Origin of the sequence: Antarctobacter sediminis (assembly GCF_019218285.1) — a bacterium.
Classification (GTDB): Bacteria; Pseudomonadota; Alphaproteobacteria; order Rhodobacterales; family Rhodobacteraceae; genus Antarctobacter; species Antarctobacter sediminis.
Genome location: NZ_JAHUZG010000001.1, coordinates 858,256 through 884,358, shown reverse-complemented (window position 1 = coordinate 884,358; position 26,103 = coordinate 858,256). Strand labels below are relative to the sequence as shown.

Annotated in this window: 26 protein-coding genes and 2 tRNA genes; 15 read left to right on the top strand and 13 right to left on the bottom strand. The window is 62.1% G+C overall.

From position 1 onward, the window contains the following. Positions 1 to 31 precede the first annotated feature (31 nt). The 6 genes from KJP30_RS04235 to KJP30_RS04210 form a co-directional block, all read right to left on the bottom strand. On the bottom strand, positions 32 to 355 hold the full coding sequence (locus tag KJP30_RS04235; protein ID WP_218447744.1) for a TfoX/Sxy family protein: 324 nt from the start codon (positions 353 to 355) through the stop codon (positions 32 to 34). Beyond that, the gene (locus KJP30_RS04230; RefSeq protein WP_218447743.1) at positions 352 to 735 is read right to left on the bottom strand and encodes a HesB/IscA family protein; all 384 of its coding nucleotides are present in this window, start codon (positions 733 to 735) and stop codon (positions 352 to 354) included. Before KJP30_RS04230 ends, KJP30_RS04235 begins: the two co-directional genes overlap by 4 nt. 78 nt (positions 736 to 813) lie before the next feature. Continuing rightward, a complete protein-coding gene (locus tag KJP30_RS04225) occupies positions 814 to 1,965 on the bottom strand; it encodes a multidrug effflux MFS transporter (RefSeq protein ID WP_218447742.1) in 1,152 nt (383 codons plus the stop codon). Positions 1,966 to 2,089: 124 nt separating this feature from the next. After that, positions 2,090 to 2,452, bottom strand: a complete 363-nt coding sequence (locus tag KJP30_RS04220; RefSeq protein ID WP_218447741.1) for an SUF system Fe-S cluster assembly protein — start codon at positions 2,450 to 2,452, stop codon at positions 2,090 to 2,092. Positions 2,453 to 2,625: 173 nt separating this feature from the next. Further along, complete coding sequence (gene rimK, locus KJP30_RS04215; RefSeq protein WP_218447740.1) at positions 2,626 to 4,041, bottom strand: 30S ribosomal protein S6--L-glutamate ligase; 1,416 nt, start codon at positions 4,039 to 4,041, stop codon at positions 2,626 to 2,628. Between the two features lie 66 nt (positions 4,042 to 4,107). Further along, complete coding sequence (locus tag KJP30_RS04210; RefSeq protein WP_218447739.1) at positions 4,108 to 4,929, bottom strand: LytTR family DNA-binding domain-containing protein; 822 nt, start codon at positions 4,927 to 4,929, stop codon at positions 4,108 to 4,110. Between the two features lie 229 nt (positions 4,930 to 5,158). Here KJP30_RS04210 and KJP30_RS04205 point away from each other — a divergent pair, with 229 nt between their 5' ends. Further along, positions 5,159 to 6,097 carry a pirin family protein gene (locus KJP30_RS04205; RefSeq protein ID WP_218447738.1) on the top strand — a complete coding sequence of 313 codons (939 nt, stop codon included), beginning with the start codon at positions 5,159 to 5,161 and terminating at the stop codon, positions 6,095 to 6,097. 197 nt (positions 6,098 to 6,294) lie between these two features. Continuing rightward, entirely contained in the window at positions 6,295 to 6,492 is a 198-nt protein-coding gene (locus tag KJP30_RS04200; protein ID WP_218447737.1) for a hypothetical protein, read from the top strand. Here KJP30_RS04200 and KJP30_RS04195 read toward each other — a convergent pair. Next, positions 6,489 to 7,454: a polysaccharide deacetylase family protein gene (locus tag KJP30_RS04195; protein ID WP_218447736.1), complete on the bottom strand. Its 966-nt coding sequence runs from the start codon at positions 7,452 to 7,454 to the stop codon at positions 6,489 to 6,491. The genes KJP30_RS04200 and KJP30_RS04195 overlap by 4 nt on opposite strands. Positions 7,455 to 7,499: 45 nt before the next feature. On the opposite strand from KJP30_RS04195, the gene KJP30_RS04190 reads away from it, so the two are divergent. Together KJP30_RS04190 and KJP30_RS04185 are read left to right on the top strand one after the other, a co-directional pair. Beyond that, positions 7,500 to 7,576 (top strand) — tRNA-Asp (locus KJP30_RS04190). Between the two features lie 36 nt (positions 7,577 to 7,612). Next, positions 7,613 to 7,689: transfer RNA gene (locus tag KJP30_RS04185), tRNA-Asp, on the top strand. A 207-nt stretch (positions 7,690 to 7,896) separates the two neighbouring features. On the opposite strand, the gene mepK is transcribed toward KJP30_RS04185, so the two are convergent. Continuing rightward, positions 7,897 to 8,466, bottom strand: coding sequence for a peptidoglycan L,D-endopeptidase MepK (mepK, locus tag KJP30_RS04180; protein ID WP_218447735.1), 570 nt, complete (start codon positions 8,464 to 8,466; stop codon positions 7,897 to 7,899). A gap of 335 nt (positions 8,467 to 8,801) precedes the next feature. On the opposite strand from mepK, the gene KJP30_RS04175 reads away from it, so the two are divergent. The 5 genes from KJP30_RS04175 to KJP30_RS04155 all read left to right on the top strand — a co-directional run bounded on the left by KJP30_RS04175 (position 8,802) and on the right by KJP30_RS04155 (position 14,901). Further along, positions 8,802 to 10,427 carry a L,D-transpeptidase family protein gene (locus KJP30_RS04175; RefSeq protein ID WP_218447734.1) on the top strand — a complete coding sequence of 542 codons (1,626 nt, stop codon included), beginning with the start codon at positions 8,802 to 8,804 and terminating at the stop codon, positions 10,425 to 10,427. 40 nt (positions 10,428 to 10,467) lie between these two features. After that, the gene (gene lpxD / locus KJP30_RS04170) at positions 10,468 to 11,559 is read left to right on the top strand and encodes a UDP-3-O-(3-hydroxymyristoyl)glucosamine N-acyltransferase (protein ID WP_218447733.1); all 1,092 of its coding nucleotides are present in this window, start codon (positions 10,468 to 10,470) and stop codon (positions 11,557 to 11,559) included. Between the two features lie 37 nt (positions 11,560 to 11,596). After that, on the top strand, positions 11,597 to 11,857 hold the full coding sequence (locus tag KJP30_RS04165; protein ID WP_218448424.1) for an acyl carrier protein: 261 nt from the start codon (positions 11,597 to 11,599) through the stop codon (positions 11,855 to 11,857). Further along, on the top strand, positions 11,854 to 13,062 hold the full coding sequence (locus tag KJP30_RS04160; RefSeq protein ID WP_218447732.1) for a beta-ketoacyl-[acyl-carrier-protein] synthase family protein: 1,209 nt from the start codon (positions 11,854 to 11,856) through the stop codon (positions 13,060 to 13,062). Before KJP30_RS04165 ends, KJP30_RS04160 begins: the two co-directional genes overlap by 4 nt. Before the next feature lie 264 nt (positions 13,063 to 13,326). Beyond that, complete coding sequence (locus KJP30_RS04155; protein WP_218447731.1) at positions 13,327 to 14,901, top strand: alkaline phosphatase D family protein; 1,575 nt, start codon at positions 13,327 to 13,329, stop codon at positions 14,899 to 14,901. Positions 14,902 to 15,010: 109 nt separating this feature from the next. Here the strand turns inward: KJP30_RS04155 and mnmA are convergent, their stop codons facing one another. Next, complete coding sequence (mnmA, locus tag KJP30_RS04150) at positions 15,011 to 16,153, bottom strand: tRNA 2-thiouridine(34) synthase MnmA (protein WP_218447730.1); 1,143 nt, start codon at positions 16,151 to 16,153, stop codon at positions 15,011 to 15,013. Positions 16,154 to 16,277: 124 nt separating this feature from the next. Here mnmA and sciP point away from each other — a divergent pair, with 124 nt between their 5' ends. The 5 genes from sciP to KJP30_RS25025 all read left to right on the top strand — a co-directional run bounded on the left by sciP (position 16,278) and on the right by KJP30_RS25025 (position 22,088). After that, on the top strand, positions 16,278 to 16,556 hold the full coding sequence (gene sciP / locus KJP30_RS04145) for a CtrA inhibitor SciP (RefSeq protein WP_218447729.1): 279 nt from the start codon (positions 16,278 to 16,280) through the stop codon (positions 16,554 to 16,556). Positions 16,557 to 16,650: 94 nt separating this feature from the next. Continuing rightward, the gene (ctrA, locus tag KJP30_RS04140) at positions 16,651 to 17,367 is read left to right on the top strand and encodes a response regulator transcription factor CtrA (protein WP_218447728.1); all 717 of its coding nucleotides are present in this window, start codon (positions 16,651 to 16,653) and stop codon (positions 17,365 to 17,367) included. Positions 17,368 to 17,427: 60 nt separating this feature from the next. Further along, on the top strand, positions 17,428 to 19,692 hold the full coding sequence (ligA, locus tag KJP30_RS04135) for an NAD-dependent DNA ligase LigA (RefSeq protein WP_218447727.1): 2,265 nt from the start codon (positions 17,428 to 17,430) through the stop codon (positions 19,690 to 19,692). After that, a complete protein-coding gene (gene recG, locus KJP30_RS04130) occupies positions 19,689 to 21,779 on the top strand; it encodes an ATP-dependent DNA helicase RecG (RefSeq protein WP_218447726.1) in 2,091 nt (696 codons plus the stop codon). The genes ligA and recG overlap by 4 nt, the downstream gene beginning before the upstream one ends. A gap of 186 nt (positions 21,780 to 21,965) precedes the next feature. Then, positions 21,966 to 22,088, top strand: a complete 123-nt coding sequence (locus KJP30_RS25025) for a hypothetical protein (RefSeq protein WP_261332031.1) — start codon at positions 21,966 to 21,968, stop codon at positions 22,086 to 22,088. A gap of 185 nt (positions 22,089 to 22,273) precedes the next feature. Here KJP30_RS25025 and KJP30_RS04125 read toward each other — a convergent pair whose 3' ends face one another. Together KJP30_RS04125 and KJP30_RS04120 are read right to left on the bottom strand one after the other, a co-directional pair. After that, the gene (locus KJP30_RS04125) at positions 22,274 to 23,677 is read right to left on the bottom strand and encodes a methyl-accepting chemotaxis protein (protein WP_218447725.1); all 1,404 of its coding nucleotides are present in this window, start codon (positions 23,675 to 23,677) and stop codon (positions 22,274 to 22,276) included. 49 nt (positions 23,678 to 23,726) lie between these two features. Beyond that, positions 23,727 to 24,179, bottom strand: coding sequence for an iron-sulfur cluster assembly scaffold protein (locus KJP30_RS04120; RefSeq protein WP_218447724.1), 453 nt, complete (start codon positions 24,177 to 24,179; stop codon positions 23,727 to 23,729). A gap of 48 nt (positions 24,180 to 24,227) precedes the next feature. Between KJP30_RS04120 and hisI the strand changes: the two genes are divergently transcribed. Next, entirely contained in the window at positions 24,228 to 24,605 is a 378-nt protein-coding gene (hisI, locus tag KJP30_RS04115) for a phosphoribosyl-AMP cyclohydrolase (RefSeq protein WP_218447723.1), read from the top strand. A gap of 15 nt (positions 24,606 to 24,620) precedes the next feature. Here hisI and gluQRS read toward each other — a convergent pair whose 3' ends face one another. Beyond that, positions 24,621 to 25,493, bottom strand: coding sequence for a tRNA glutamyl-Q(34) synthetase GluQRS (gene gluQRS / locus KJP30_RS04110; protein ID WP_218447722.1), 873 nt, complete (start codon positions 25,491 to 25,493; stop codon positions 24,621 to 24,623). After that, positions 25,490 to 26,095, bottom strand: a complete 606-nt coding sequence (locus tag KJP30_RS04105) for a class I SAM-dependent DNA methyltransferase (protein ID WP_218447721.1) — start codon at positions 26,093 to 26,095, stop codon at positions 25,490 to 25,492. The genes gluQRS and KJP30_RS04105 overlap by 4 nt, the downstream gene beginning before the upstream one ends. Positions 26,096 to 26,103: the final 8 nt, after the last annotated feature.

Below are 26,103 nucleotides of genomic sequence, written 5' to 3'. Positions count from 1 at the left end.
CGCCCTGCCCACCGGTGCGTCAGGTTTGGGTTCAAAGGTGGCGCAAAGCCTCACGCGCCAGGTCGACGGCCTCTTCGGGATCGTCAAGCGCGCTGCCGGGAAGGGTCCAATAGGGCATGGCGGCGCTTTGGCCGGTCTTGCGGGTATAGGTCCAGCGGGTGCAACCCATGGATTCAAGCCGGTCGATGAAGGCCCCGGCGCCCTTGAGATAGATCCCGCCTTCGGGGTGAAGGATCGCAAAGATCGTGCCTTCGTGATACAGGCACAGCCCGCCCATCATGCGGCGGGTAGAAATCGCCCCAAGCCCCGAGAAGAGATCGCGCGCAAAGGCGATCTCTTCGGCAGAGACGCTCACGCCTGGGCGTCCCGTTCGGCGCTGAGTTCCTCGACATCCTTGAACTTGATCGACTCGCCGCAGCCGCAGGCATCTGCCACGTTCGGGTTGCGGAACTTGAACCCCGATTCCAGAAGCGAGGTTTCGTGGTCGATTTCCGTGCCGAACAGGAACATTTGCGCCATGGGCGCGATCAGCACCCGTGCGCCATCCTGTTCGACGACCTCGTCGTTGCTATCGGCGGTATCGACGAAATCCATGGTGTATTCCATGCCCGCGCAGCCGCCTTTCTTGACGCCGATCTTGAGGCCGAAGCGGCCGTCGCGGTCCATCAGTTTGCGGATCTGTTGCACCGCGGACGGGGTGAGGGTCACGGGCGATTTGCCGGGAATGGCGAACATTTGGCACTCCTTTTCAGAGTGCAAAGGTAAGGTATCCGCCAAGCGGGAACAAGGGGCGGTGGAGCATCCGTGAACGTCTCAGAGCGGGGTCGCGACCGTGCGTTCCGGGCGGAGGGCGGGCAGGGCGGCCAGCACCGACAGCAGGGCCAGCCCCCAAAGCAGCCAAAGCAGGCGCATCGGATCGGCAGAGGCCTCCAATAGCGCGCCGGAAACGGTTGTCATGGCCGCGCCACATCCCACCATGACCGCCCCGGACAGGCCTGCGGCGCTGCCGGAAAGGTCTGGTCGCACGGACATTGCACCGGACATGCCCGCAGGCGTGCTAAGCCCATTGGCCAGGCCAATGACGGGCATCAGCAGAAAAAAGCTCCATGCCGCGCCGGGTCCGAAGATCCACAAGAGCAGGGCCGCTCCCAGTCCGAACACCGAGACAAGCCGCCCCGCCAGCACCATATGGGCCGGGGCCACATGGGCTCCGATCCGGCGCGAGACATAAGATCCGCAGACAAAACCGATGGGTGGCAAACCGATCAGCGCGCCGATGGCGCTGGAGGTGAGGTCGAAATGGCGGCTGCCAAGGATCGGGGTGCCGGCCAGAAAGGCAAAGAAGATGCCGATGCCCAGACCGATGGAAAACGTATAGGACCAGAACCTCAGGTCGGTCAGAAGGGCCGGGTAGGCCCGGAAATGCGCGGCAAACCCGCGACCCCGGTTGGTGTTGGTTTCACCCACGTCCAGCCAGCACAGGCCAAGAAGCGCCGCGCCCAGAGCCGTGAAGCTCCACAAGGTGGCGCGCCAGCCAAGAAACTGGTCCAGCATCCCGCCCAGCACCGGTGCCACCATCGGGCCAAGCGCGATGGCCATGCCGATGGTCGCCAGCCGGCGGGTGGCTTCTTGTGGGGGCGAGGTATCGCGGACGATGGCGCGGGACAGCACGTTGCCCGCGATCACCGCCGTTTGCGCCAGGCGAAAGACCATGAAACTGGTGAAATCCGGGGCAAGAGCCGTCCCCAGCGACGCACAGGTGAAAATCGCCAAGGACCACAGCAACACGGGCCGGCGTCCATAGAGGTCAGACAGCGGTCCAATCACCAGTTGAAGGCCCGCCGTGATCAGCATGAAAACCGAGATCGACAGGCTGGCGGTGGCGTAGGAGATCGAGAAGCTTTCGGCCATGTTCGCCAGCGAAGGCAGGAACATGTTAACCGAAACAATGCCCAGCACGGTCATGAGGACAAGCGTGATCAGGCGGGGAGGGGAAACGGGTGGTGTTCGCATGGCATCAATCAATAGATGCCCATGCGATACCTGTTTTCGGCGCCCGGTGACAGGATGAACTGTCCGGGCGCGGAAATTACATGAAGCCGAGCTCCAGCCTTGCTTCGTCGGACATCATTTCCATACCCCAGGGCGGCTCCCATGTGAGGTCGACGTCCACCTGCTTGACGCCCGGCAGCGGTTCCACCGCTTCGGCGACCCAGCCGGGCATTTCGCCCGCCACCGGGCAGCCCGGTGCGGTCAGCGTCATGATGATGCGCACTTCGCTCTGGTCGTTGATCTCGATCGTGTAGACCAGTCCGAGGTCGTAGATATTGACCGGGATCTCGGGGTCAAAGACCGTCCGGCAGGCCTCGACCACGGTGTCGTAGAGCGGGTGATCGGTGCTCGACGGGGCGATCAGGGGGGCGCCTTCCATCTGCGGCGTAGGCTCGGTCATCTCAATCCTTCGGGGCTTCGCTGTTCACAGGGGGATATAGGCGAGCGGGATTGTCAGGTAAAGACCCGCGGCCCGGCCCATGCGGACGGCGGGCCGCGACGTCAGCCCGGTTTGGGCGATTGGGCCGGGAGAAACCCGGCCCGGTGCCGTCCAGCTTGGCCCGGATCGGCGGCCTATTCGTCCGGCATGCTGCGGCGCGACCGCACCGGAACCGGGCGGACCTTCGACTCGATATGTTCATACAGCTTTTCGGCCACATTCTTTTTGGTCGCGGTTTCAATCCCTTCAAGACCGGGGCTGGAATTGACCTCCAGCACCTTGGGCCCGGCTTCGGACCGCAAAAGATCCACCCCGGCAAGGTTCAACCGGAACGCCTTGGCCGCACGCAGCGCGGTTTCGCGTTCTTCCTTCGAGATCCGCACCACTGTGGCCTGCCCGCCGCGGTGCAGGTTCGACCGGAAATCCCCCTCCGCGCCCGTCCGTTTCATGGCCGCGACCACCTTGCCGCCCACGATGAGACAGCGGATATCTTCGCCCGCGGCCTCTTTGACGAAATCCTGAACAAGGAAATTTGCCTTGAGCCCCCGGAAGGCGTCGATCACGGATTCGGCGGCCTTTTTGGTTTCTGCCAGCACCACGCCCTTGCCTTGCGTCGATTCCAGCAGCTTCACGATCAGCGGCGCGGTGCCCACCAGCCGCATCAGCGATTGCGTGTCCTTGGGCGAGGCGGCAAAGGCGGTGTTCGGCATGCCGATCTTGTGGCGCGCCATCAACTGGTGTGCGTGCAACTTGTCGCGTGAGGCAGTGATCCCTTCAGAGCCATTCACGCAGAAGGTGCCGATTGTTTCGAACTGGCGAATGACGGCGGTGCCATAAGATGTCACGCTGGCCCCGATGCGCGGGATCACAGCGTCATATCGGGGCAGTCGCTTGCCATCATAATGCACCTCGGGGGAAAGCGCGTTGATCGCCATATAACAGCGCGTGGTATCGATGACCTCGACAGTGTGGCCGCGCGCCTCGCCTTCCTCGACCAACCGGCGGGTCGAGTAGTTGTCCTCGCGGCTGAGGACCGCGATACGCAAGGCACGGTTGGGCGCCGCCTGACGCACGCGGGCGGTCGTATAGACATCATAACTGAGTTTCGGCTGCTGGAAACGGTCGGTGGCCACGATGGTGATATGATCCTTCAGAGCCTCGCGGCCCAGCAACATGCGCGACGCCATATTGGAGCGGTCAGTCAATGTCAGTTCGATCCGCCAGCTTTCCTCGCCCACGCGCATGGTCGAAGCGATGACATAACGGGATTCGGATTCGCCGTTCGACGAGGTCACGGTGCGCCGGTCAATGATGCGGGCGGAACAGGGAATCACCAGATCTTCGCGCCCGGGCACCGGGTGCACGGTGAACCGGACCTTTGGCGCCGAGGCGGGGCCAAAGGTTTCGATGTCAAAGGCGTGCAGCGCCGAAGTGCGCGCGCCGGTGTCGACCTTGGCCCGCAACGCGGGCAAACCGAGATCGGGCAAGGCAACCCATTCCTCCCAGCCAAATCGGATGGTGTCGGGGTTCATTTCCTCACTGTCGTCCATGCGGCCCTCCTTCAGAGCGATTCCAGCCCTAACAAGGCCGCATGACAGCAACAAGACCCGCGTCGCTTAGCGGTGGCGGTCCAGCCAGTACCTGACCTCGTCCAGCCGCGACCGGGCAACGGGGACATGGGTGCCATCCTCAAGATGCAGGACATGCTTTGCCCCGACCTGAACAAGGTTCGCAACCGAAGCCGCGGAGACCCACCAAGACCGGTGCGGCTGAAACCCGTCATCGGGGCCGGTTTGGGCGATGATGTCGCCCAGTCGGGCGCGTTGTGTCAGGCTCTGGTTGTCCAGCGTCACGTGAACATGGTGCTCGCGGGCTTCGATGTGGCGCACCCGGGACAGGGGCACAGGTTCGGCGCCGATGACGACACTGCGTTCCTGCGCCGCCGGGGCAGGCGGAGGCGCGGCGCCGTCCACATGGGCGCGGACGTAGCGGAAATAGATGAGGCCAAAAAGTTCGGCGATGATCCAGTACATCAGGAAATCGGGAATGAACTGAAACCAGACCGTGCCGCCGGATCCCAGATAGGCAATGGCCTGCCCGGCGGCCACCGCCGGTGTCAGCGAGCACAGGACGATTACGGGACCGGGCCAGATCCGCTCGCCGAACCGCGCCTGTAGTGCCTTGATCGTCAGCACCACGACCCAGACCGCGGCGTGAAAGACCACCATGATCACCAGCCACAGGATCAGGACGATCGGAACGGGAACGGCCCCCCAAAGCCGTGGCGAATCCGTGACCAGCAACAATACGTAGACCACGGTAAGATAGGTCAGTGTCGTCCGGTGCCGCATCAGCGCCACCAGCTCCTCGGGGGTCAGTGTGAAACGTCCGCCGAGCACATCGAAGAACGTCAGTGTTTGTTGGGGGTTGGCGGTCATTTCTGACGCCGCCAATAGGGGGTAAGCGCTTTTATCAATGCAACAATCCGGACGGAGAGCAGTAGGGAGGAGACAATGGCTCACTGTCGCCGGTGCTGAAGTTTTGTGCAAGAGGTGGAAGTGCGAACGTTACTGGGTCTTACAAAAATGCACATAGTATATGAATTTTGGGGCGTTGTGTGCGCGATATGATGGGCTAACTTCGGGTAAACGCAAAGGAGTCAGCGCCATGAGTTGGAACCCCGCCATCGACCCGCATTGCCCCATTGGCGACGAGGTCGACAGTATCGAAACCGTTATCGTTCCCCGCGCCCGTGATCTGGGCGGGTTCGAGGTCCGCCGGGCCCTGCCGGCCCCGCGCCGACAGATGGTTGGCCCCTTCATCTTTTTCGACCAGATGGGTCCGGCCGAATTCCTGCCAACGCGCGGGTTGGACGTGCGCCCGCATCCGCACATCGGTCTTGCCACGATCAGCTATCTCTACCGGGGACGGATGCACCATCGTGACAGCCTTGGCACCGATCAATGGATCGAACCGGGCGCAGTCAACTGGATGGTGGCCGGACATGGGATCACCCATTCCGAACGCACGGACGACCAGACCCAGACCGAACCGATGCCGTTCTTCGGCATTCAGACCTGGGTCGCCTTGCCAAAGGATCAGGAGGACAAACCTGCCGAGTTCATTCACGCTGGCAAGGACGCGCTCCCCGAGTTGGAGGGCGAGGGCAAGAGGTTGCGCCTGATCCTTGGCAACGGCTGGGGCGAACGGGCACCGGTCAAGACACCATCCGAAATGTTCTATGCGGATGCCGTCCTCGAAGCGGGCGCGGCGATTCCCATGCCCGACGAACACGAGGACCGTGGTGTTTATATCGTGGAAGGTGCCGTCGAGGTGGCAGGAACGCGCTATGAGGCGGGTCAGATGATGGTCTTTCGTCCCGGTGACCGGGTGTCTCTGAAGGCGGGCGAAACCGGGGCGCGGGTCATGTTGCTGGGCGGCGAAACGCTGGAAGGCAACCGCTATATCTGGTGGAACTTCGTCGCGTCCTCGCGTGAGCGGATCGAAGAAGCCAAGGAAGCATGGCGCCAAGGTGACTGGCAAGCGGGACGTTTCCAGTTGCCGCCGGGCGACGACAGGGAGTTTATCCCGCTCCCGGAGAAATGAGCCGATCGTTTAGCAAGGATACCGTGAAAATTTCCTGTAATTCGCAATATGAACGACGAGAATTCGTGTCATAGTTGTCGAAACCGGGATCAAGGCGGGCTTGTGCCTCTGGCCCGCCTACTTACGAGCAACAGATGATGTATCCAGCCCAGACACAGATGCCGCAGACCTCACGGGAGACGGAAAAATTCCTTGGAATGGTCGAGGACGTCCGCAACTGCACCCAAGGTGATGCCGTTCCGGAAATGCTGCGTACCGCGGCGGCCATGGTCGAACATGCGGCCTATGTGATGACCCGCCACGCCGAGGGCGCTCCGGTGACGCAACTGATCCTGCTGGCGGCAGAGATCGAGTCGATCTCGGCCCGGATGCAGCCCGAAGGGGCAGCCGTTTAGCCGGCTGCAGCGGTGCGCACGAAATTGCGGCTTTGCCAGAGGGGCCAACCCATCATCTGGCTCATTGTGCCCAGCTTGATTCCGCGTTCCGTCAGCCCGTCCAGTGTCCGGGGCATGGCCCGCACGGTGCCGTGCTGGATGTCATGCGTCAGGATGATCGCCCCGGGGCGCGAGTGTGACAGGATGCGGCTGGCGATGACGCTGGAACCGGGGCGCCGCCAATCCTGCGGATCCACCGACCAGAGAATCGTCGGCAATTTGCGCTGATTGTGCAGCATGACGCGCTGACGCTGTGTAAAAGCGCCGTAGGGCGGGCGGAAAGTTACCGGCGGTCGGCCTGTGACCTTGAAGATCGCGTCTGAGGTCCGGTCGATCTGACTGAGCACGCTGGTGTTGGAATGGCCGGCCAGGTTGGGGTGGGACCAACTGTGGTTGCCGATCTCGTGACCTTCGTCGGCAATACGCTTGACAATATCAGGCCAGGTTACCACTCTACGACCAATAAGATAAAAAGTGGCGCGCAGATCGCGGGCCTTGAGGATATCAAGTAGCAGCGGAGTCAGGGTCGGATGCGGCCCGTCATCAAATGTCATAGCGACAACTGGGGATGAGGTGTTCACGGCCGTGACCGTGACCGGATCCTGTTTGATAACATCCTGCGGCAAAGCGATGTCGGGGGCCGCCCAAAGGTTGTCGGGGCGGAAAAAGGCAACAGACGCTGTGCCGGCGGACAGAAACGCCCGGCGAGAAAATTCAGACATGATATAACCTTGGCTAGGCTTGGGCGTGCAGACCTGCCAAGAAAAGCCGGCGGGAATGTGGAATCGCAAGGGCAATTGACATTTGCCCGCGACTCGGTGGTGAACCCGTGACCAATGCGCCACTTTAGATTCTCTCGGGTAATCGAAAAAATGGGCAATTTTCCTGTCCGAAACCGCTTGACGGGGCAGGGGGCTGAGCATAGAACGCACCCCACGCCACGGCCAAGCGGTCACGGCGGCAGTCAAGCGGTTGTAGCTCAGTTGGTTAGAGTACCGGCCTGTCACGCCGGGGGTCGCGGGTTCGAGCCCCGTCAACCGCGCCAACACTGCCCCGAAACGCCTAGGCCCGACGCGAAAGCGCGGTTGTAGCTCAGTTGGTTAGAGTACCGGCCTGTCACGCCGGGGGTCGCGGGTTCGAGCCCCGTCAACCGCGCCACTTTCACTCCGAAAGAAAAAAATGCGCCCGTGCCCGGAACCTCTCCGGGCGCGGCGCGTTTGTTTTTCAGATCGCAGGTTCGAACGGGGCGCGTAGGGAATACCTGACTACCGTCAAACAGCCGGATCGGCGAAAAACAAAAGGCGCCCCGCGAAGGGACGCCCGTGGTAGGGGAAACAGAGAACGGAGGTTTGGGGGAGAAAAGGCTTAGCTGCCCCAGGAACGCACCGGACCGCAGTCCATGTGAACAAAGTTGGACCGGGTGTAGCGACCGACGCCGCCTGCATTACAGGCCTTGGCCGCGCTGTACATCTGGCTGACCGACCGCGAGGACAGACGAAGGTCCGCCGCCTGGCCCACCAGGTGACGCGAATTCTTGGCAACGCCGGAAGAGCGTGACCGAAGCATCGCGTTGGTTGCAGGGCTGCGATAGCCGGAAATCAGCATGTAAGGTTCAGACACATCCAGCAGGTTGTGCGCCGCTGCCATGATGTCGATCGTCCGTGTGTCGATCGACTTGATCTGGTTGTTGCGCCAGTCGCGCATGAAATAGTTGATCTCTTTGATCGCGTCGGCGAGGTATTCGCCCTCGATCCAATAGATCATATCGACCCGTTCGCCCGTGCGGCCGGAATGCATGCGGATGCGCCGGATGTCGCCTGCGCCGCGCAGAAAGCCAGCTGCGTTTGAGTAGGTCGGAGCCGCTGCAACCGCTGTCGCCGCGAACGCGCCAAGAAGTGCCCGACGGGTCATCCCGCCGCTGTTTGTCTCTGTCATGATGACCGCCTGTCCCGTGGTCGCCGTGTTACCTGATTCTGGGCGCATCGTTGTGCGCCACCTGCCATCTATCCCCAGATGCCAATAGGTATATGACACGAATCGTGTGGCCTAAAAAGGGCGATTTATGACGATTTATAATGATCAAGGGGGAATTGGCGGGATTTTGCCCACCCTTCTCAAACTGTGGCCAGTTTGCGCAGGTGTGACACATTTCGGTCACGGCGAGGCCATTGCGCCGGAATGTCGACTCTTGGCGGATTTGTGAATAGACAGGTCTATGGCCCTGTCGGCAATGTGTTTTCGGGGATAGTTGGTCGATGAAGGATTTGAGCATGTACCGAAGCGAAGCAAGAACAGTCGTCCGCGCCGCGGTGGCGGCAGGGGCTCTCTGGCTGGGTGCGGCGCTGCCGCTTGCCGCCGAGGATGGTCTGACGCTCAAGGTGACGGCCTACAAACAGGCGGTCGCCGAGAATATCGCCGATGACGACCGGATCGGCGCTTTCTACCGTGCTCGGGATTTCGCGCCGATCTGGACCGGTGCCGGAGAAGAAGATCGAGCACGCCGGCTTGCCCTGATGGAGGCCTTTTCGCTGGCCGATGACCACGGTCTGCCCTCCGGACGTTATGACCCCGAACGGCTGATGCGACGTCTGAGCCAGGCTACCGACGGCCGGTCACGCGGATTGCTTGAGATCGAACTGACCCGTACCTTCATCCAGTTCGCCAATGATCTGCAATCCGGCATCCTCGAGCCCGGCAAGATCGTCGAAGGCATCAAGCGCGACCTACCGCGTCGCGACCCGGATATGCTGCTGACACGGCTGACACAGGAAGATCCGCGCGCGGTCTTTCTTAGCCTTGTACCCAGCAGCCCTGAATATACCCGCCTGATGCGGGCAAAGCTGCGGTTGGAACACAAGATCAACCACGGCGGATGGGGGCCGACCGTTCCGGGCGGAAGCTTGCGCCCGGGCAACAGCGGCAACGCGGTTGTGGCGCTTCGCAACCGTCTGACGGCCATGGGCTACATGAAGCCGTCGCTCAGCATGACCTATGATGCCGAGATGGAGGCCGCGGTACGCGAGTTTCAGGAAGACCACGCCATCGAGGCGGACGGTATCGCCGGGAGCGGCACGTTGCGCGCCATCAACGTCGGCCCCGAAGAGCGGCTGAAGTCGATCATGGTCGCGATGGAGCGCGAGCGCTGGCTGAACCTGCCTGACGGGCGCGGCAAGCGGCACATCCTTGTCAATCTGGTGGATTTCCATGCCCAGATCATCGACGACGACAAGCTGACCTTTGAAACCCGTTCCGTGATCGGGGCGCAGGGACGCGATCGCCGCACGCCTGAATTTTCCGACGTGATGGAACTGGTGGTCATCAACCCGTATTGGTTCATTCCGCAGTCGATCATCCGAGGCGAATACCTGCCCGCCATCCGGTCCAATCCCTATGCGGCGGGCCACCTGGAAATCGTCGACTACCGCGGCCGCGTCGTCAGCCGCGAGACGGCCGCCGCCTATGCCAATTCAGGCAGTTTCCCCTTTACCATGCGGCAGCGTCCGGGGCCGAGCAATGCGCTGGGATCGGTCAAGTTCCTGTTTCCGAACAAGTACAACATCTATCTGCACGACACGCCGTCGCAGCACCTGTTCAAGCGAGAGGTGCGGACCTTCAGCCATGGTTGTATTCGTCTGGATGACCCGCATGAGTTCGCTTACGAACTGCTCAGCAAACAGGTCGATGACGCCGAGGCCTATTTCAAACGGATCCACCGTTCGGGTGAAAACACCCGGATCCCGCTGGAAGAGCCGGTGCCGGTGCACCTGATCTACCGCACCGCCTTTACCAAGGCGAAAGGCCAGATGAACTATCGCAATGATGTCTATGGCCGGGATGAGCTGCTGTGGCGGGCCTTGTCCAATGAGGGGGTGGCCCTGCGCGTCGGGCGCAGCTAAACCTCTCCCGGACAAAGCCTTGCCAAGTCCGGGAGATCCCATGACTTACACCATCGAAGAGATCGCGCGCGCCCTTGGCATGACTGCCGAGGGCGCTGTTTCATTGTCCGTCACCGGGTTGGCCGAACCGGCCGACGCCGGTCCGGACCAGCTTGCGCTGGCCGCCAAGCCCGAATTCCTCGACGCTCTGGGCGAAGGTCAGGCGCGTGCTGCGCTGGTGCCTGCCGGCACCGACTGGCGCGCGCTTGGGCTGGAGGCGGCGCTGATGGCGGAACGGCCACGTTTTGCCATGTCCGGCCTGACGGGCATGATGGATCCGGGGCAAGGCTATCCTGTTGGCGTGCACCCGCAATCTGCGGTGGATGGGTCGGCCGAACTGGGCGAAGGCGTCAGCGTCGGTCCTTTCACGGTGATCGAGGCCGGGGCGCGCATCGGTGCTGGCTCGGTGATCGGGCCCCAGTGTTATGTCGGGCGTGACACAGTGATCGGCGAGGATGCGATCCTGCATTCCGGCGTGCGGATCATGGCCGGGGTGGTCATCGGTCAACGCTTTATCGGGCAACCGGGCGCCATCATCGGGGGCGACGGATTTTCTTTTGTCACGCCGGAACTGTCCGGCGTTGAAAAAGCGCGTGCCTCGCTGGGCGAAGAAGGCAATGACAGCGCCCAGTCCTGGGCCCGTATCGCCAGCCTTGGGTCGGTTACCATCGGTGACGATGTCGAGGTCGGCGCCGGGTCGACAATCGACCGGGGCACGATCCGCGATACCCGCATCGGGGATGGCACCAAAATCGACAACCTCGTTCAGATTGGCCATAACGTGGTGATCGGGCGTGATTGCCTGCTATGCGGTCATGTCGGCATGGCAGGGTCGACCGTTGTGGGCGACAACGTGGTGCTGGGCGGCAAGGTTGGCGTGTCCGATAACCTGCGTATCGGCGACCGCGCGATCCTTGGCGGGGCCACCATCGTACTGACCAACGTGCCGGCCGGCCGGGTCATGCTGGGCTATCCGGCGATGAAGATGGAACAGCACGTTGAGGCCTACAAGGGCCTGCGTCGCCTGCCACGGCTGTTCCGCGACGTCGCAGACCTGAAGAAATCGGTTTCAAAGCTGATGGGAAATGACTAAGTGTCCGACAATTCTGGACAAGCGCGGGGCAAAGGGCATGACCGTCAAGGAACAGGTGGTTGAGATCATCGCAGAGCAGGCAATGCTCGATGTTTCGGACGTGACGATGGAAAGCACACCCGAGGACCTGGGGATCGACTCGCTGGGACTGGTGGAGGCGATCTTTGCCATCGAGGAACGTTTCGACATCTCCGTTCCCTTCAACGCCAACGATCCGTCGGAATCCGATTTCGACATTTCTTCGGTGGCGAAGATCGTCGAAGGCATCGAAAAGCTGATTGCCGAGCAGAAATCGTGAAGCGCGTCGTCATCACCGGCGCGGGCACGATCAACGCGCTGGGTCAGGACGTGCCCACGACGCTGGAGGCGATGCGCGAGGGCCGTTGCGGGATTTCCGAGCTGGAGTTTCGCGATGTCGAACGTCTGGCCATCCGCATCGGCGGCCAGGTCAAGGGGTTCGAGCCCGAAAGCGTCTTTAACCGGCAGCAACTGGCCCTGTATGACCGGTTCACGCAGTTCACGCTGTTGGCGGCCCGGCAGGCCATGGCACAATCCGGGCTGGATTTCAGCGGAGAGCTGGCGGATCGGTCGGGCGTGGTGCTGGGCACCTCGGGGGGCGGTCTGACGACGCAGGACGAAAATTACCGGGCCGTCTACGAGGAAGGCAAGAACCGGGTTCACCCATTCGTCGTGCCCAAGCTGATGAACAATGCGGCCACAAGCCATGTGTCGATGGAATTCAACCTGCGCGGGCCATCGTTCACCGTGGCGACGGCCTGCGCCAGTTCCAACCACGCGATGGGGCAGGCGTTCCAGATGATCCGTGCCGGCATGTGCACGGCGATGATCACCGGCGGCTCGGAATCCATGTTGTGCTTTGGCGGGATCAAGGCATGGGAAGGGTTGCGGGTCATGTCCAAGGACGCGTGCCGCCCGTTTTCCGCCACCCGCAACGGCATGGTGCAGGGCGAAGGTGCGGGGATCTTCGTTTTCGAGGAATACGAACACGCCAAGGCGCGCGGCGCCGAGATTCTGGGTGAAGTGCTGGGTTTTGCCATGAGTTCGGACGCGGCGGATATTGTCATGCCGTCCAAACAGGGCGCGGCGCGGGCGATCTCGGGGGCGCTGAAGGATGCCGGAGTGGCGCGGGACCGGGTCGGCTATATCAATGCGCATGGCACCGGGACGGCGGCCAACGACAAGACTGAATGCGCCGCGGTGGCGGATGTCTTTGGCACCCATGCAGACAACCTGATGATTTCATCCACCAAATCGATGCACGGCCACCTGATCGGGGGCACCGGCGCGGTGGAACTGCTTGCCTGCCTGATGGCGCTGAAGGACGGGGTGATCGCGCCGACCATCGGCTATGAGGAGCCGGACCCCGAATGCGCGCTGGACGTGGTGCCCAACGAGGCGCGCGAGGCTGAGGTGGACGTGGTTCTGTCGAACGCCTTTGCCTTTGGCGGGTTGAACGCGGTTCTGGTTCTGGGCCGGGCCTGAGGCTCTGACCTGAAGGAGCGCCTTGCGGCGCGCGGTTTGCCTCGGCCCGGGCCTGTGGCCCGCGCCTTGGTGCGGGGCGCTGCCCCGTCGCAGCGGTGCTGCGACTCCCCGGAGTATTGTCGCCAAGAAGAAACAGTGGGGCGGTGTCTGTTACAAAGGCTTCTTGGAAACGTCGCAAGATCGCAACGGCAATGTCGTGTCGGCTGGAGACTTAGGGCGGGTCCCCGTGCGGGGCTTTTTCCAACAATTTCCAGGTGACATGCCATGTCCAAAGCCCGTCTCCTCTTGCCGCGTCCCAGCCGTCGCGGTTTCCTTGCCGGTTCCACTGCATTTGCGGCCTCGCTGGCCATGCCCGCGATTTCGCGCGCGGGTGCGCGTCCGGTGTTTACGCATGGTGTCCAGTCCGGCGATGTCGATCTGTCCAGCGGCATGATCTGGACCCGCACGGATCGCCCGTCCCGGGTGATGATGGAAGTGTCGACCACGGAGAGCTTTGCCGATGCGCGCCGTCTGGCGCCGCTGAACGCGCTGCCCGAGAGCGATTTCGCCGTCAAGCGCCTGTTGACGGGGCTGGTCTCGGATCAGGAGGTTTTCTACCGGTTCACCGCTGCCGATCTGAACGATGTGAATGCCGTTTCCGAGCCGATCACCGGCCGGTTCCGTACGGCGCCCGGATCGCGCCGGTCGGTGCGTTTTGCATGGTCCGGGGATACCGCTGGTCAGGGCTGGGGCATCGATGACGAGGGGATGCTGACCTATGCCACCATGGCCGGTCATGAGCCTGATTTCTTCATCCATTCCGGCGACACGATCTATGCCGACGGTCCGATGAAGGACGAGGTCGAGAAAGATGGCGAGGTGATTTGGAAGAACACCACGCTGATCGAGGAAAAGCGCAAGGTGGCAGAGACGCTTGCCGAGTTCCGTGGCCAGTGGAAATACAACATGATGGACGCGCATTTGCAGGCGATGAATGCGCAACTGCCGACCTTTTTCCAGTGGGATGACCATGAGGTTGTGAACAACTGGTCGGCGTCCAAGGATCTGACCGCGGATGACCGCTATACCGAAAAATCGGTCGATGTGCTGGCGGCGCGGGCGGGGCGGGCCTTTCACGAGATGGCTCCGATCCGCTATACGCCCGCGGAACCCGGTCGCGTGTATCGCAAGATTTCTTACGGTCCCATGCTGGACGTGTTCTTTCTGGATCTGCGCAGCTATCGCGGGCCGAACTCGGACGGTATGCAATCCGACATGACGCCGGACAGCCGTGGTCTGGGGGCCGAACAGGTGGCCTGGCTGAAGCGGGAGCTGGCGCAATCCGATGCCACTTGGAAAGTGATCGCCTCGGATATGCCGATCGGTGTCATTGTCTGGGATCAGTGGGCCACGCAATCCGGTGTCGAAGCCATCGCAAACGGTGACGACGGCGATGCCAAGGGCCGTGAGTTGGAAATTGCGGACCTTCTGCGCTTTATCAAGACGGCGGGCGTCAAGAACACGGTCTGGCTGACCGCCGATGTGCATTACACGGCGGCGCATCATTATTCGCCCGACCGGGCGGCTTTTCAGGACTTTGAACCGTTCTGGGAATTCGTTTCGGGGCCGATCCACGCGGGCACTTTTGGCCCCAACGGTCTGGACATGACTTTTGGCCCCGAAGTGAAATTCGTAAAAGCGCCGACTGCCGAGCAGGGCGCGAACCTGCCGCCGTCGATGGGGCTACAGTTCTTTGGTCTCGTGGATATCGACGGTGCCACCGAGCAGATGAAAGTGCGCCTGATGGATCGCGCGGATGTCGAGCTTTGGTCGGTCACGCTGGACCCGGAACGCGCCTGACGCCAAGCTTCCTTTGGAAAGAAAACCGCGCCCCGGACATGGGGGCGCGGTGATTGTTAACCGGTGGCAGGGGCTTCGGGCAGAAGCCCGCAGAGGGTGGCTTTGCGGGTCAGTATCCGCGCCAGATCCAGCCGCCGCCGAAGATGCGTGAGCCCTCGGGCGCGTAGAAAACGCAGGCCTGCCCCGGGCTGACGCCCTCTTCGGCCACCAGCAATTCGATTTCGGCCTCGGTGTCCGAAATCGGGCGGATGACGGCCTCACGCGGGGGGCGGGTTGAGCGGACCTTGACCAGCAGTTCCCATTCGTCGCGGCTGGTGAAGGGATCGTCACCCAGCCAGTTGATTTCGCGCACGGGAATCTTGCGTGTGGCCAACATCTCTTTCGGGCCGACCACCACCTTGCGGTTCTCGACGTCCAGTTTCACCACGTAGAGCGGATCGGACAGGCCACCGATGCCAAGGCCGCGCCGCTGGCCGATGGTGTAATGGATGACGCCATTGTGTTCACCCAGAACGCGGCCGTCCGCATGGACGATCTCACCCGGTTCGGCAGCGCCGGGGCGCAGCTTTTCGATCACGGCGGCGTAGTTGCCGTCGGGAACAAAGCAGATGTCCTGACTGTCGGGCTTCATCGCCACGCTCAGACCATATTTCGCCGCCAGCGCGCGGGTTTCGTCCTTGGAGGGCAGGTGGCCCAGCGGGAAACGCAGGAAATCCAACTGCTCCGGTGTGGTCGAGAACAGGAAATAGCTTTGGTCGCGCGAGGCGTCTTCGGCCGAATGCAGCTCGGGGCCATGCGCGCCTTGTTTGCGCTGGATGTAATGGCCGGTGGCCATGCAATCGGCATCCAGATCCTTGGCGGTTTCCAGAAGGTCCTTGAACTTGACGCGTTCATTGCAGCGGATACAGGGCACCGGCGTTGCGCCGCCAAGGTAGCTGTCGGCGAATTCGTCGATCACCGCCTCGCGGAAGATGTTTTCATAGTCCAGAACGTAATGCGGGAATCCCATGGATTCCGCCACGCGGCGCGCATCGTGGATGTCGATTCCCGCGCAGCAGGCGCCTTTCTTGGCCAGCGCCGCGCCGTGGTCATAAAGCTGAAGGGTCACGCCGACCACATCATAGCCTTCTTCCTTCAGCATGGCGGCCACCACGGAACTGTCCACGCCGCCGGACATGGCGACGACGACACGGGTTTCGGACGGCGGTTTGGGCAGGCCCAGCGAATTCAGCGGGCGCGTGTCGAGCGGCATGACGTCTCTCCTTGGAATGCCGGGGAATATAGGAAAATCCGAAATACTCTCAAGGGGGCGTTTCAGTCGTCGTTAAGTGCCGCGTGGCTTTATGCCTTCCAACGCAGTTTTTGGAGTTGGCAGCATGTTTCTCAAGAAGATCGACGGTCCGCGCGCGGTCAGGCTTCCCGATGGCAGCACGATGACCCGCGCCGATCTGCCTCCGAAGGAAACCCGCCGGTGGGTGGCTTCTCGCAAGGCGGCGGTGGTCAAGGCGGTGACATTCGGGCTCTTGACCCATGATCAGGCCAAGGACCGCTACAGCCTGAGTGACGAGGAACTGCTGGAGTGGGTCAAGGCCGCGACGCAACACGGTGAGGACGCCTTGAAGGTCACCCGGGTGCAAAAATATCGTCAACCATGAGTTGAAATCTTAAAGCGGGCAGTTATGGTAAGGGGGCGTTAACCTTTTTCGCGCAACTTGAGTTCAACCCGAAGACATTGCCTGGAGACAGCACATGCGCATCCTGTTGGTTGAAGATGATCCGACCACGTCGAAAAGCATCGAGTTGATGCTGAGCCACGCGAACCTCAACGTCTATTCCACCGACATGGGCGAAGAAGGGATCGATCTGGCAAAGCTCTACGATTACGACCTTATTTTGCTGGATCTCAACCTGCCGGACATGAACGGACACGAGGTTCTGCGGCAGTTGCGCGTGGCACGGATCGACACGCCGATCCTGATCCTGACCGGCGAGGATGACACCCAGTCCAAGATCAAGGGTTTCGGCTTTGGCGCGGACGACTACATGACCAAGCCTTTCCACCGCGATGAACTGGTGGCGCGCATCCACGCGATCATTCGGCGGTCCAAGGGGCACTCGCAGTCGATCATTCGAACCGGCAAGATCTCGGTCAACCTTGACGCGAAAACGGTGGAGGTGGCCAGCAAGCCGGTGCACCTGACCGGCAAGGAATACCAGATGCTGGAACTGCTGTCTTTGCGCAAGGGAACGACCTTGACCAAAGAGATGTTCCTCAATCATCTGTACGGCGGTATGGACGAACCGGAACTGAAGATCATCGACGTCTTTATCTGCAAGTTGCGCAAAAAGCTGTCCGAGGCGACGGGCGATGACAATTACATCGAAACGGTCTGGGGCCGCGGCTATGTGCTGCGCGATCCAGAACCCAGTCAGGATGAGCCCAAGGCCATCGCCGCAAACGGCTGAACGCTGGACCTTGCCACGCGGCGCGCCTATCACTCTGACAAGTGAAACGCGGGGGCGGGCATGGGCGGAACACCGTTCAACGAAAAACAGGTCGACACACTGACCGAGTCTGAGGCGCGAGAGGAACTCGCGTCTCTTTCTGCGATTCTGGCAGAGGCAAACCAAGCCTATCACAGGGAAGACGCGCCCGAGATTTCGGACGCCGAGTATGATCGGCTCAAACGTCGCAACGCTGAGATCGAGGCGCGTTTTCCCGAATTGAAACGTGCCGACAGCCCGACTGAACAGGTCGGCGCCGCGCCGGCCGAAGGCTTTTCGAAGGTTCGTCACAGCGTCCGGATGATGTCGCTGGCCAACGCGTTTGAAGACAGTGACATCACGGATTTCGACAGTTCGATCCGGCGCTACCTTGGTCTTGGGGCCACGGATCCGCTCAACTATACCGCCGAACCGAAAATCGACGGGCTGTCGCTGTCGCTTCGGTATGAAAAGGGCAAATTGGTGCAGGCGGCGACACGCGGTGACGGGGCAGAGGGCGAAAACGTCACCGCCAACGCGCTGACAATCGCCGATGTTCCGCAGAACTTGTCCGATGTGCCTGACGTTCTTGAGGTGCGCGGCGAAGTCTACATGAGCCACGCGGATTTCGAGGCGCTGAACCAGCGGCAGACGGAACGGGGCGGCAAGATCTTTGCCAACCCCCGCAACGCTGCCGCAGGATCCCTGCGCCAACTGGACGCCGAAATCACCCGAGCCCGCCCGCTGCGGTTCTTTGCCTATTCCTGGGGGGAACTGTCCGAACCGCTGGCCGACACCCAGATCGCCGCGATCGAACGCTTTGCCGCGCTGGGGTTCCAGACCAACCCGCTGACCCGGCTTTGTGATGGACCGGCGGAAATGCTGGCACATTACGCTGAAATCGAAGAGCAGCGCGCCACGCTTGGCTATGACATCGACGGCGTGGTCTACAAGGTTAATGACCTGTCTTTGCAAGAGCGGTTGGGTTTCCGGTCAACCACGCCGCGATGGGCAATCGCCCACAAGTTTCCCGCCGAACTGGCATGGACCCGGCTGGAGGCCATCGACATTCAGGTCGGACGGACGGGGGCCTTGTCGCCGGTGGCCCGCCTGACGCCCGTGACGGTTGGTGGCGTTGTCGTGTCGAACGCGACACTGCACAACGAGGATTATATTGCGGGCCGCGACAGCAGCGGCAACCCGATCCGGGATGGCAAGGACATTCGCATCGGCGATTGGGTGCAGGTCTACCGCGCCGGAGACGTGATCCCCAAGGTGGCGGATGTGGATCTGTCCAAACGCCCGGAAGATGCCCAGCCCTACCAGTTTCCGACCTCCTGCCCGGAATGTGACAGTGCCGCGATGCGCGAGGAGGGCGACTCGGTCCGGCGGTGTACGGGCGGCTTGATCTGCCCCGCGCAGGCCGTTGAAAAGCTGAAGCATTTTGTGTCGCGCGGTGCCTTCGACATCGAGGGACTTGGTGCCAAACAAGTCGAGATGTTCTTTCACGACGAAGTTCTGCCGATCCGCGAACCGGCCGAGATCTTTACGCTTGAAACCCGGGATGCCGGGGCATTGGCGCGATTGAAGAACCGCGACGGCTGGGGTGAAAAATCCGCGACCAACCTGTTTGCGGCCATTCAGACCCGGCGTGACATTGCCTTGGAACGCCTGATCTTTGCGCTTGGCATCCGCCACGTCGGAGAGGCCGCGGCCCGCGACCTGGCGTTGCATTTCGGATCGTGGGAAGCCCTGGCGCGCACCGTCGACGCAGCACGGCCGGCGGCCCTTGCCCATCGCGCGGCGGATGAAGCGGAACGCGCCGAGCGGACCAGATCAGCCGAAGAAAGCCGCCGTGCCCGCATCAAGGAAACACGCGACGCGGCGATGGCGGAGTTGGACATTCCGGCAGAAGCGCATGAAGCCTGGGGGGAACTGACCGGGATCGACGGCATTGGCGCGGTTTTGGTTCTGTCCCTGTCGGACGCATTGGCCAACCCGCAAGAGCGGGCCTCGATCGATCGGTTGACGGCGCATTTGCGGGTCAGCGCGCCCGAACGTCCTGCCACCGAAGGGTCGCCCGTTGCGGGCAAGACCGTGGTCTTTACCGGCAGCCTCGAAAAGATGACCCGCGCCGAAGCCAAGGCGCGGGCCGAGGCGCTGGGGGCCAAGGTGTCCGGGTCGGTGTCGAAAAAGACCGATATCGTTGTCGCCGGTCCGGGCGCGGGCAGCAAGGAAACCAAGGCGCGTGAACTGGGGTTGACCGTTCTGGATGAGGATGGCTGGCTGGAGTTGATCGGCGCATGACCGGACGGCCCGAGCCACTCTGGCCGCTGTTTGCGGATCTTACCGGGCTGGACGGGATCGGCCCCAAATCCGCGCAGGCCTTGGCCGGGGCGGGGATCGAAACGCCACGCGATCTGCTGTTTACTCTGCCGTATTCGGGGATCGACAGGCGGTTGCGCGATAGCGTGATCGAAGCGGAACTGCCGGGCGTGGCCACGGTCGAGGCTTTGATCGGACGCCATCGGCCCGCCACGCGCAAGGGCGGGGCCTACCGGATCGAGGCCGATGATGCGCGAACCCGCTTTCAGGTTGTGTTCTTTCGCGGCGGAGGTGACTATCTCCAGCGCGCTTTGCCGACAGGTCAAAGGCGCATTCTGTCTGGACGGGTCGAACTGTTCGACGGTGTCCCGCAGATGGTTCACCCCGATCACATGTTGAACCCCGATGAGGCGGATCAGCTTCCGGGGTTCGAACCGGTTTATCCGCTGACCGGCAATATCACGCAAAAGCTGATGTCGCGGGCCATGGCGGATGCGCTGTCCCGGATCCCGGACCTGCCGGAATGGATTGATACGGTTCAAAAATCTTCGGAGGCTTGGCCGGATTGGAACGAGGCGCTGCGTCTGGTTCACGCTCCGACCGGGGTGCAGGATCTGTCGCCGACGGCACCGGCGCGGGTTCGGCTGGCCTATGACGAACTGATGGCACATCAGCTGACATTGGCTTTGGCGCGGGCCAACCGGCGGCGTGCGTCAGGGTTTGTCACGCGGGGCGACGGGCGCTTGCGGGACCGTGTGCTGGCCGCCTTGCCTTATGCGCCGACCGGGGCGCAAAAGCTGGCGATTACGGAAATCGCCGAGGATATGGCCAAGCCGCAGCGCATGAACCGGCTGTTGCAGGGCGACGTGGGCGCGGGCAAGACGCTGGTCGCCTTCATGGCGCTGTTGACGGCGGTGGAGGCGGGCGGGCAGGGCGTCATGATGGCCCCGACCGAAATTCTCGCGCGGCAGCATCTGGAAGGGTTGCAGCCCTTGGCCGAAAGCGCGGGCGTTGTGCTGGAACTGTTGACGGGACGCGACAAGGGCGCAGAGCGCAAGGCCAAGCTGGCGGCGCTTGCGCGGGGGGATATCCAGATCCTCGTCGGCACCCATGCGGTGTTTCAGGCGGACGTGGCTTTTGCGGATTTGCGCCTGGCCATCGTCGATGAACAACATCGCTTTGGCGTTCGTCAGCGCATGGAGTTGGGCAAGAAGGGCGCCGCCGCGGATGTGCTGGTCATGACAGCCACGCCGATCCCGCGCAGCCTTGCGCTGGCGCAATATGGCGACATGGACGTTTCGGTGCTGGATGAAAAACCGCCGGGCCGCAAACCGATCAAGACGGCGCTTCTGTCCAATGAACGGATCGAAGAGGTGGTCGATCACCTGCGCCGCGCCATCGCGGAAGGGCGGCAGGCCTATTGGGTCTGCCCGCTGGTCGAGGAAAGCGAAAGCTCGGATCTGGTTGCCGCCGAAGCCCGGTTCCAACATCTGCGCGCGGCCCTTGGCGAAGGCGTTGTCGGGCTGGTCCATGGACAGTTGCCGCCCTCCGAGAAAGACGCCGCCATGGCGCGCTTTGTGGCCGGGGAAACCTCGGTTCTTGTGGCGACCACGGTGATCGAGGTTGGCGTCAACGTGCCCAATGCCTCGATCATGGTGATCGAGCGGGCGGAAAGCTTTGGTCTTGCACAGTTGCACCAGTTGCGAGGGCGGGTCGGCCGAGGCGAAGCGGCCTCGACCTGTTTGCTGATGTACCAGCCGCCGCTGTCGGAAACCGGGATGAAGCGGCTGACCACCCTGCGTGAGACCGAAGACGGGTTCCGCATTGCCGAGGTGGATCTGGAAATGCGCGGTGCCGGTGACCTGATCGGGCTGGCGCAGTCGGGGCTGCCCAAGTTCCGTGTTGCCGATCTGGAACGTCAGGCGGGCTTGATGGCCGTGGCGCAAACGGATGCGCGCCGCCTGCTGGCCGAGGATCCTGACCTGACCGGTCCGCGCGGGCAGGCGGCCAGGCTGCTGCTGTGGCTGATGCGGCAGGACGAGGCGATCCGCCTTATCGGCGTCGGCTGATCCATCCCTGTTCCGGTGCATCGTCCGGGGGCACACAAGAGGTGGCGACCAAGGCAGCGCGCGCTTGGTTTCCAGCCTGTTTACCGCTTGAGCTCAATTTGTTCTCAAATGTTCTCATTAAGTTCTTTACACGACGTTAAGAATATGAGAACAAAGGGTCAACAAACGGAACATTGGAGCAGCGCCATGATCGATACCGTCAAGACCGCCCTTCAGCGCCAGCACGCCACGCTGTGGCAGGATACGCTGGGCGCCATGTCCTTGGTGGTGATCTTCTTCGGGGCGTTGCACCTGCCATCCGTTCTCTGAGTTTTCCGGTTTCTGCCTGCGTGTCTGTAGCCCGGGGTCTTTGCACATCTCCTGTCCCGATGTGCCACCTGTCCCCAAGTCGGTTTGCCTGCCTGTGACCGATCACACCCCCGGGTCTATGGAGCGACACGCCCCTTGCCGCCGCCCTCCCTGTCCCGGAGAGCGGCGGCTTTTTTATGGGCCGCTCAGAACTTGTAGGCGAGGCGCAGGCCGCCCCAATGGCGACCGCGGACGGTGATCGGGGCAGACAGATCTTTCATCATAACAAAGGTTTCACCGCCCATGTCGCGTCGATAGACCTGCAAAAGGAACGGCTTGGTGCTGCGCCCGGCTTTCAACCCGACACGGTCATCGAACATGCGTCGATTGCGGCAGTGGGCGGCGTTCCAGACCGGATCCTGTCCCTGCGGGTGCGAAAACTGGCGGTTATGGGTTGGCAGATAACCATTCTGATCCACGGCTGCGCAAAAGACGATCCGTGTGTCCTGTTGCAGAACCGGGTCCTGGATGGGCGGCAGGATTTCATCTGTCAGACGGGTGAACGGGGCCAGCACCTGTTCCGGATCTGTGCCCGGGATGGGGCGATACTGGCGCGCGAACAGGTCGCTTTCGGTAATGCGCCCCTTGTCCAGTGCCCGGGTCATGGCCTGCGCCACCTGTCCGGCCAGATCCTGCACCAGCGTGATCATAGCGCCGTCCGCGCCGTTGCCACCAAGCGCCACAGCGTGTTGCAGGATCTCTTCCGAGGTGTCGATCAGGCTGAAACAGCGGCGCGAAGCCTCATCCACGCCGGCGGCCACCTTGGTGACAGAGGCTGAGATGCGGTCGACACCGGCGCGGGTGCTGTCCACTGCTGCGCGTGCCTGTTCTGCCTCTGTCGACAGTCCCTGAGCCCCGTCCCGCAGCGTGCCGATACCTTGCTGGATGTCGGCCAGCGCATGATCGGTTTCACCGGCCTGCGACAAGACGCTGTCGGCCTGTTGCGCCGTTGTCCGCGCCTCATTGTGCAGGCGCGACATCCACTCGGAAAGACGCGCCACCGTTTCATCGATCTTCTGCGCCGCATCTGCGGTCTTCTGACTGAGATCCTTGACGGATTCCGCAACGATGGCAAAACCTTTGCCAGCCTGCCCGGCGCGCGCGGCCTCGATCTTGGCGTTGACGGCAAGGATGTGAACCTGCCAGGCGATGTCCGAAATCAGCGTGTTCGAGCTTTGGACCGCGTTCAGCATCTCCTCGACCTCGGCGCTGCCTGCGTGGACAGAACGGACCCACTCCGCAAGAACTTGTGAGTTCTGGCCGCTTTCTCCGATCATGCGCACCGAAGATTGGACCCGGCCAAGTGTTTCGTCCGCCGTGCCCGCCATCTGGTCCACGGCTTGCAACATGCGTGCGCTGACTTCGGCAAGGGTCGCCGTCTGTTGGCCCGCGTCTGACAGTTCAGACAGTTGCTGTTGGCACCGGTTGTCCAGATCCTGAAGAAAGCCGCCGATGTCCACGGTTTCGCGGCCAAGCCCGCTGGCGGCCTCGGTCAACTGGGCAAGTTCCTGTGTCTGGTCAGGTGTGGTCAGATTCTGGGGGTGCTGCATGGCGTGCCTCTGTTTTCTGCCTGCCTACGGCAGGAAGACCAACAGAGGGTTAAGCCGAATGCGTTTCCCGGGCTTCCTGAACGGCTTCGCTGGCCGCATCCAGCGCCAACATGATCGAAGCATGGCGGTTCTTGTAGGCCGCCGCCGGGCGCAGGACTTCGAGCCCGTCAAAGGGGGCGGGCGGCGTGGGGCCGTCTTCCTTGAGCATGGCACGCAGCGCATCGCGCGCGGCGAGGATTTCCTCGGCGCTGCGGCCGACGATGGCCGACCCGACAACCGATGCCGCTGCTTGACCGAGGGCGCAGGCCTTTACGTCCTGACCAAAGGCAGAAACCTTGCCGTCCTGCATGCTCAGGTCCACGGTCACGGTCGACCCGCACAGCGGCGACCGCTTCTTGACGCTGACTTGCGGATCGTCAAGCCGCTGGTTGTTCGGAATATCCGCCGCCAGTTCGAGGATGCGACCGGAATAGAGTTTGATCAGGTCGGTTTCGCCGCTCATGGCTTTCTCCTGCTTCGGGTCTCCCATACATAGGCGGCGAGTCCCCCGATGCAAAAGGTTTTTCCCATGGCTTTTGATCCCTCTACACTAAAGTACGACGACAGCGGGCTGATCCCCTGCATTGCCCAGGACGCCGATGGCGGCGAGGTGCTGATGATGGCGTGGATGAATGCCGAATCTGTGGCCAAGACGCTGGAAACCGGGCGTGTCACCTATTGGTCGCGGTCCCGGCAGGCCTTTTGGATCAAGGGCGAAACCTCGGGGCATGTCCAGGAACTGGTGGATTTCCGGGTCGATTGTGACCGGGATTGCCTCTTGGCGCTGGTGCGTCAGACCGGTCCGGCCTGCCACACCAATCGGCGGTCCTGTTTTTACACGGCCGTGCGCGATGGCGAGGAAGTCGAGCTGATGAAGCCGATGGAATAAAGTTAAAGCAATAGCTTACAAGCCGACTTTCGTGCGAATATCGGAGGGTGACAGCCCCTCGGCGCGGTAGGTGGCAATGGATCGGGCGTCGTCGCGTTTGGCTAGGCGACGCCCGGTTTCGTCCCGGATCAGGCGGTGATGCAAGTAGGTCGGGGTCGGCAACCCAAGCAGTGCCTGCAACAGGACGTGGATCGCCGTGGCGTCGGCAAGATCCTGTCCACGGATCACATCGGTGATCCCCTGTGCGGCATCGTCCAGCACGACCGACAGGTGGTACGATCCAAGAAAATCCTTTCTGGACAGAACGATATCGCCAATATTTAAAGTCATGTGACGGGCAGGGGGCGCGATGGTCTGTCCCGGTCGGGTGCCTGCCGGGCCTGTTTCGCAATAGCGCAAAGACGCCCCGTTCAGGCTGGCAAGGGCGGCCTCCATGTCCAGCCGCAGAGCGGTGCCTTCGGGCGGTTGTGCGGTGTTTCGCGGATAGCGGTGACGGCAGGTGCCGGGATAGATCAGTCCGTCCGGTCCATGCATCGGCTCTGCGCCTTCCTGGGGGGCCGAAACGGCGGCGGCAATATCCCGGCGCGTGCAGGTGCAAGCATAGAGCAGGCCGCGTGCCCAGAGGTCGTGCAACCCTTCACGATAGGCCGCTTGCCTGTCCGATTGACGCATCGGCGGCGCGTCCCATGTCACACCCAGCCATGTCAGGTCATCGTAGATCTGCTGCTCCCAAGCGGGACGAGAGCGGGTGTGGTCAATGTCTTCGATCCGAAGCAGAAAGCGTCCATTGGCCTGACGCGTCATATCATGCGCCAACAGCGCAGAATAGGCGTGCCCCAAATGCAGCGGACCGGTTGGGGACGGTGCAAAGCGGGTGGTGAATGTCACAATTTTTCAAGAACGTAGACGGTGGACTTCATGTCAAGTCCGGGCAGGTGATCGCCATGTTCCCGGAACAGTTCGCGAAACCGGCCCTCGGCCAGTACCGTGTCGACACAGCCTTGAAACTGCGGATCTTCCAATGTGTGATCATTGAAGGAAAACACGCATTTCTCACCCGTGTCCAAAGCATCGAAAATCCGCTGGAGCGCAGAGAGAGGCGCGGCACCCAGCCCGATCACACCGATTGCGGCAATCGCAGCGTAGCCACCCGGCACCGGCTGATCCGGGTCGATGGCGGTGAGTTTCCGGTAGATGTTCTTTTCGCCGGCTTTTTCCAGCATGCCCGGCGACAGGTCCACACCGTCAATGGTGGTGAAACCGGCCAATCGCAGCGCCAGTCCAGACAAGCCCGTGCCGCAGCCAAAATCGAGTATCGGCGCGTCCGGGTTGGTCACGAAGGCATGAAGCGCCGCCGCGCATCGGCCCGGCGTCGCATAGCCCTCTGCCTCGACCGATGCCTCGTAGGTTTTGGCCCAGTCGTCATATAGCGCGCGAGTCTCTGCCTCGTTCCGCGCCTTGTAGACCTTGTCGAAATGATCGTCGCTCATACCGTCAG

Bases quoted from the DNA above. Each gene is read 5' to 3' on its own strand.
- KJP30_RS04230 (WP_218447743.1), bottom strand. From the start codon at position 735: ATGTTCGCCATTCCCGGCAAATCGCCCGTGACCCTCACCCCGTCCGCG.
- KJP30_RS04225 (WP_218447742.1), bottom strand. From the start codon at position 1,965: ATGACCGTGCTGGGCATTGTTTCGGTTAACATGTTCCTGCCTTCGCTG.
- KJP30_RS04220 (WP_218447741.1), bottom strand. From the start codon at position 2,452: ATGACCGAGCCTACGCCGCAGATGGAAGGCGCCCCCCTGATCGCCCCG.
- rimK (WP_218447740.1), bottom strand. From the start codon at position 4,041: ATGGACGACAGTGAGGAAATGAACCCCGACACCATCCGATTTGGCTGG.
- KJP30_RS04210 (WP_218447739.1), bottom strand. From the start codon at position 4,929: ATGACCGCCAACCCCCAACAAACACTGACGTTCTTCGATGTGCTCGGC.
- KJP30_RS04205 (WP_218447738.1), top strand. From the start codon at position 5,159: ATGAGTTGGAACCCCGCCATCGACCCGCATTGCCCCATTGGCGACGAG.
- KJP30_RS04200 (WP_218447737.1), top strand. From the start codon at position 6,295: ATGGTCGAGGACGTCCGCAACTGCACCCAAGGTGATGCCGTTCCGGAA.
- KJP30_RS04195 (WP_218447736.1), bottom strand. From the start codon at position 7,454: ATGCTCAGCCCCCTGCCCCGTCAAGCGGTTTCGGACAGGAAAATTGCC.
- mepK (WP_218447735.1), bottom strand. From the start codon at position 8,466: ATGACAGAGACAAACAGCGGCGGGATGACCCGTCGGGCACTTCTTGGC.
- KJP30_RS04175 (WP_218447734.1), top strand. From the start codon at position 8,802: ATGTACCGAAGCGAAGCAAGAACAGTCGTCCGCGCCGCGGTGGCGGCA.
- lpxD (WP_218447733.1), top strand. From the start codon at position 10,468: ATGACTTACACCATCGAAGAGATCGCGCGCGCCCTTGGCATGACTGCC.
- KJP30_RS04165 (WP_218448424.1), top strand. From the start codon at position 11,597: ATGACCGTCAAGGAACAGGTGGTTGAGATCATCGCAGAGCAGGCAATG.
- KJP30_RS04155 (WP_218447731.1), top strand. From the start codon at position 13,327: ATGTCCAAAGCCCGTCTCCTCTTGCCGCGTCCCAGCCGTCGCGGTTTC.
- mnmA (WP_218447730.1), bottom strand. From the start codon at position 16,153: ATGCCGCTCGACACGCGCCCGCTGAATTCGCTGGGCCTGCCCAAACCG.
- sciP (WP_218447729.1), top strand. From the start codon at position 16,278: ATGTTTCTCAAGAAGATCGACGGTCCGCGCGCGGTCAGGCTTCCCGAT.
- ctrA (WP_218447728.1), top strand. From the start codon at position 16,651: ATGCGCATCCTGTTGGTTGAAGATGATCCGACCACGTCGAAAAGCATC.
- ligA (WP_218447727.1), top strand. From the start codon at position 17,428: ATGGGCGGAACACCGTTCAACGAAAAACAGGTCGACACACTGACCGAG.
- recG (WP_218447726.1), top strand. From the start codon at position 19,689: ATGACCGGACGGCCCGAGCCACTCTGGCCGCTGTTTGCGGATCTTACC.
- KJP30_RS25025 (WP_261332031.1), top strand. From the start codon at position 21,966: ATGATCGATACCGTCAAGACCGCCCTTCAGCGCCAGCACGCCACGCTG.
- KJP30_RS04125 (WP_218447725.1), bottom strand. From the start codon at position 23,677: ATGCAGCACCCCCAGAATCTGACCACACCTGACCAGACACAGGAACTT.
- KJP30_RS04120 (WP_218447724.1), bottom strand. From the start codon at position 24,179: ATGAGCGGCGAAACCGACCTGATCAAACTCTATTCCGGTCGCATCCTC.
- hisI (WP_218447723.1), top strand. From the start codon at position 24,228: ATGCAAAAGGTTTTTCCCATGGCTTTTGATCCCTCTACACTAAAGTAC.
- KJP30_RS04105 (WP_218447721.1), bottom strand. From the start codon at position 26,095: ATGAGCGACGATCATTTCGACAAGGTCTACAAGGCGCGGAACGAGGCA.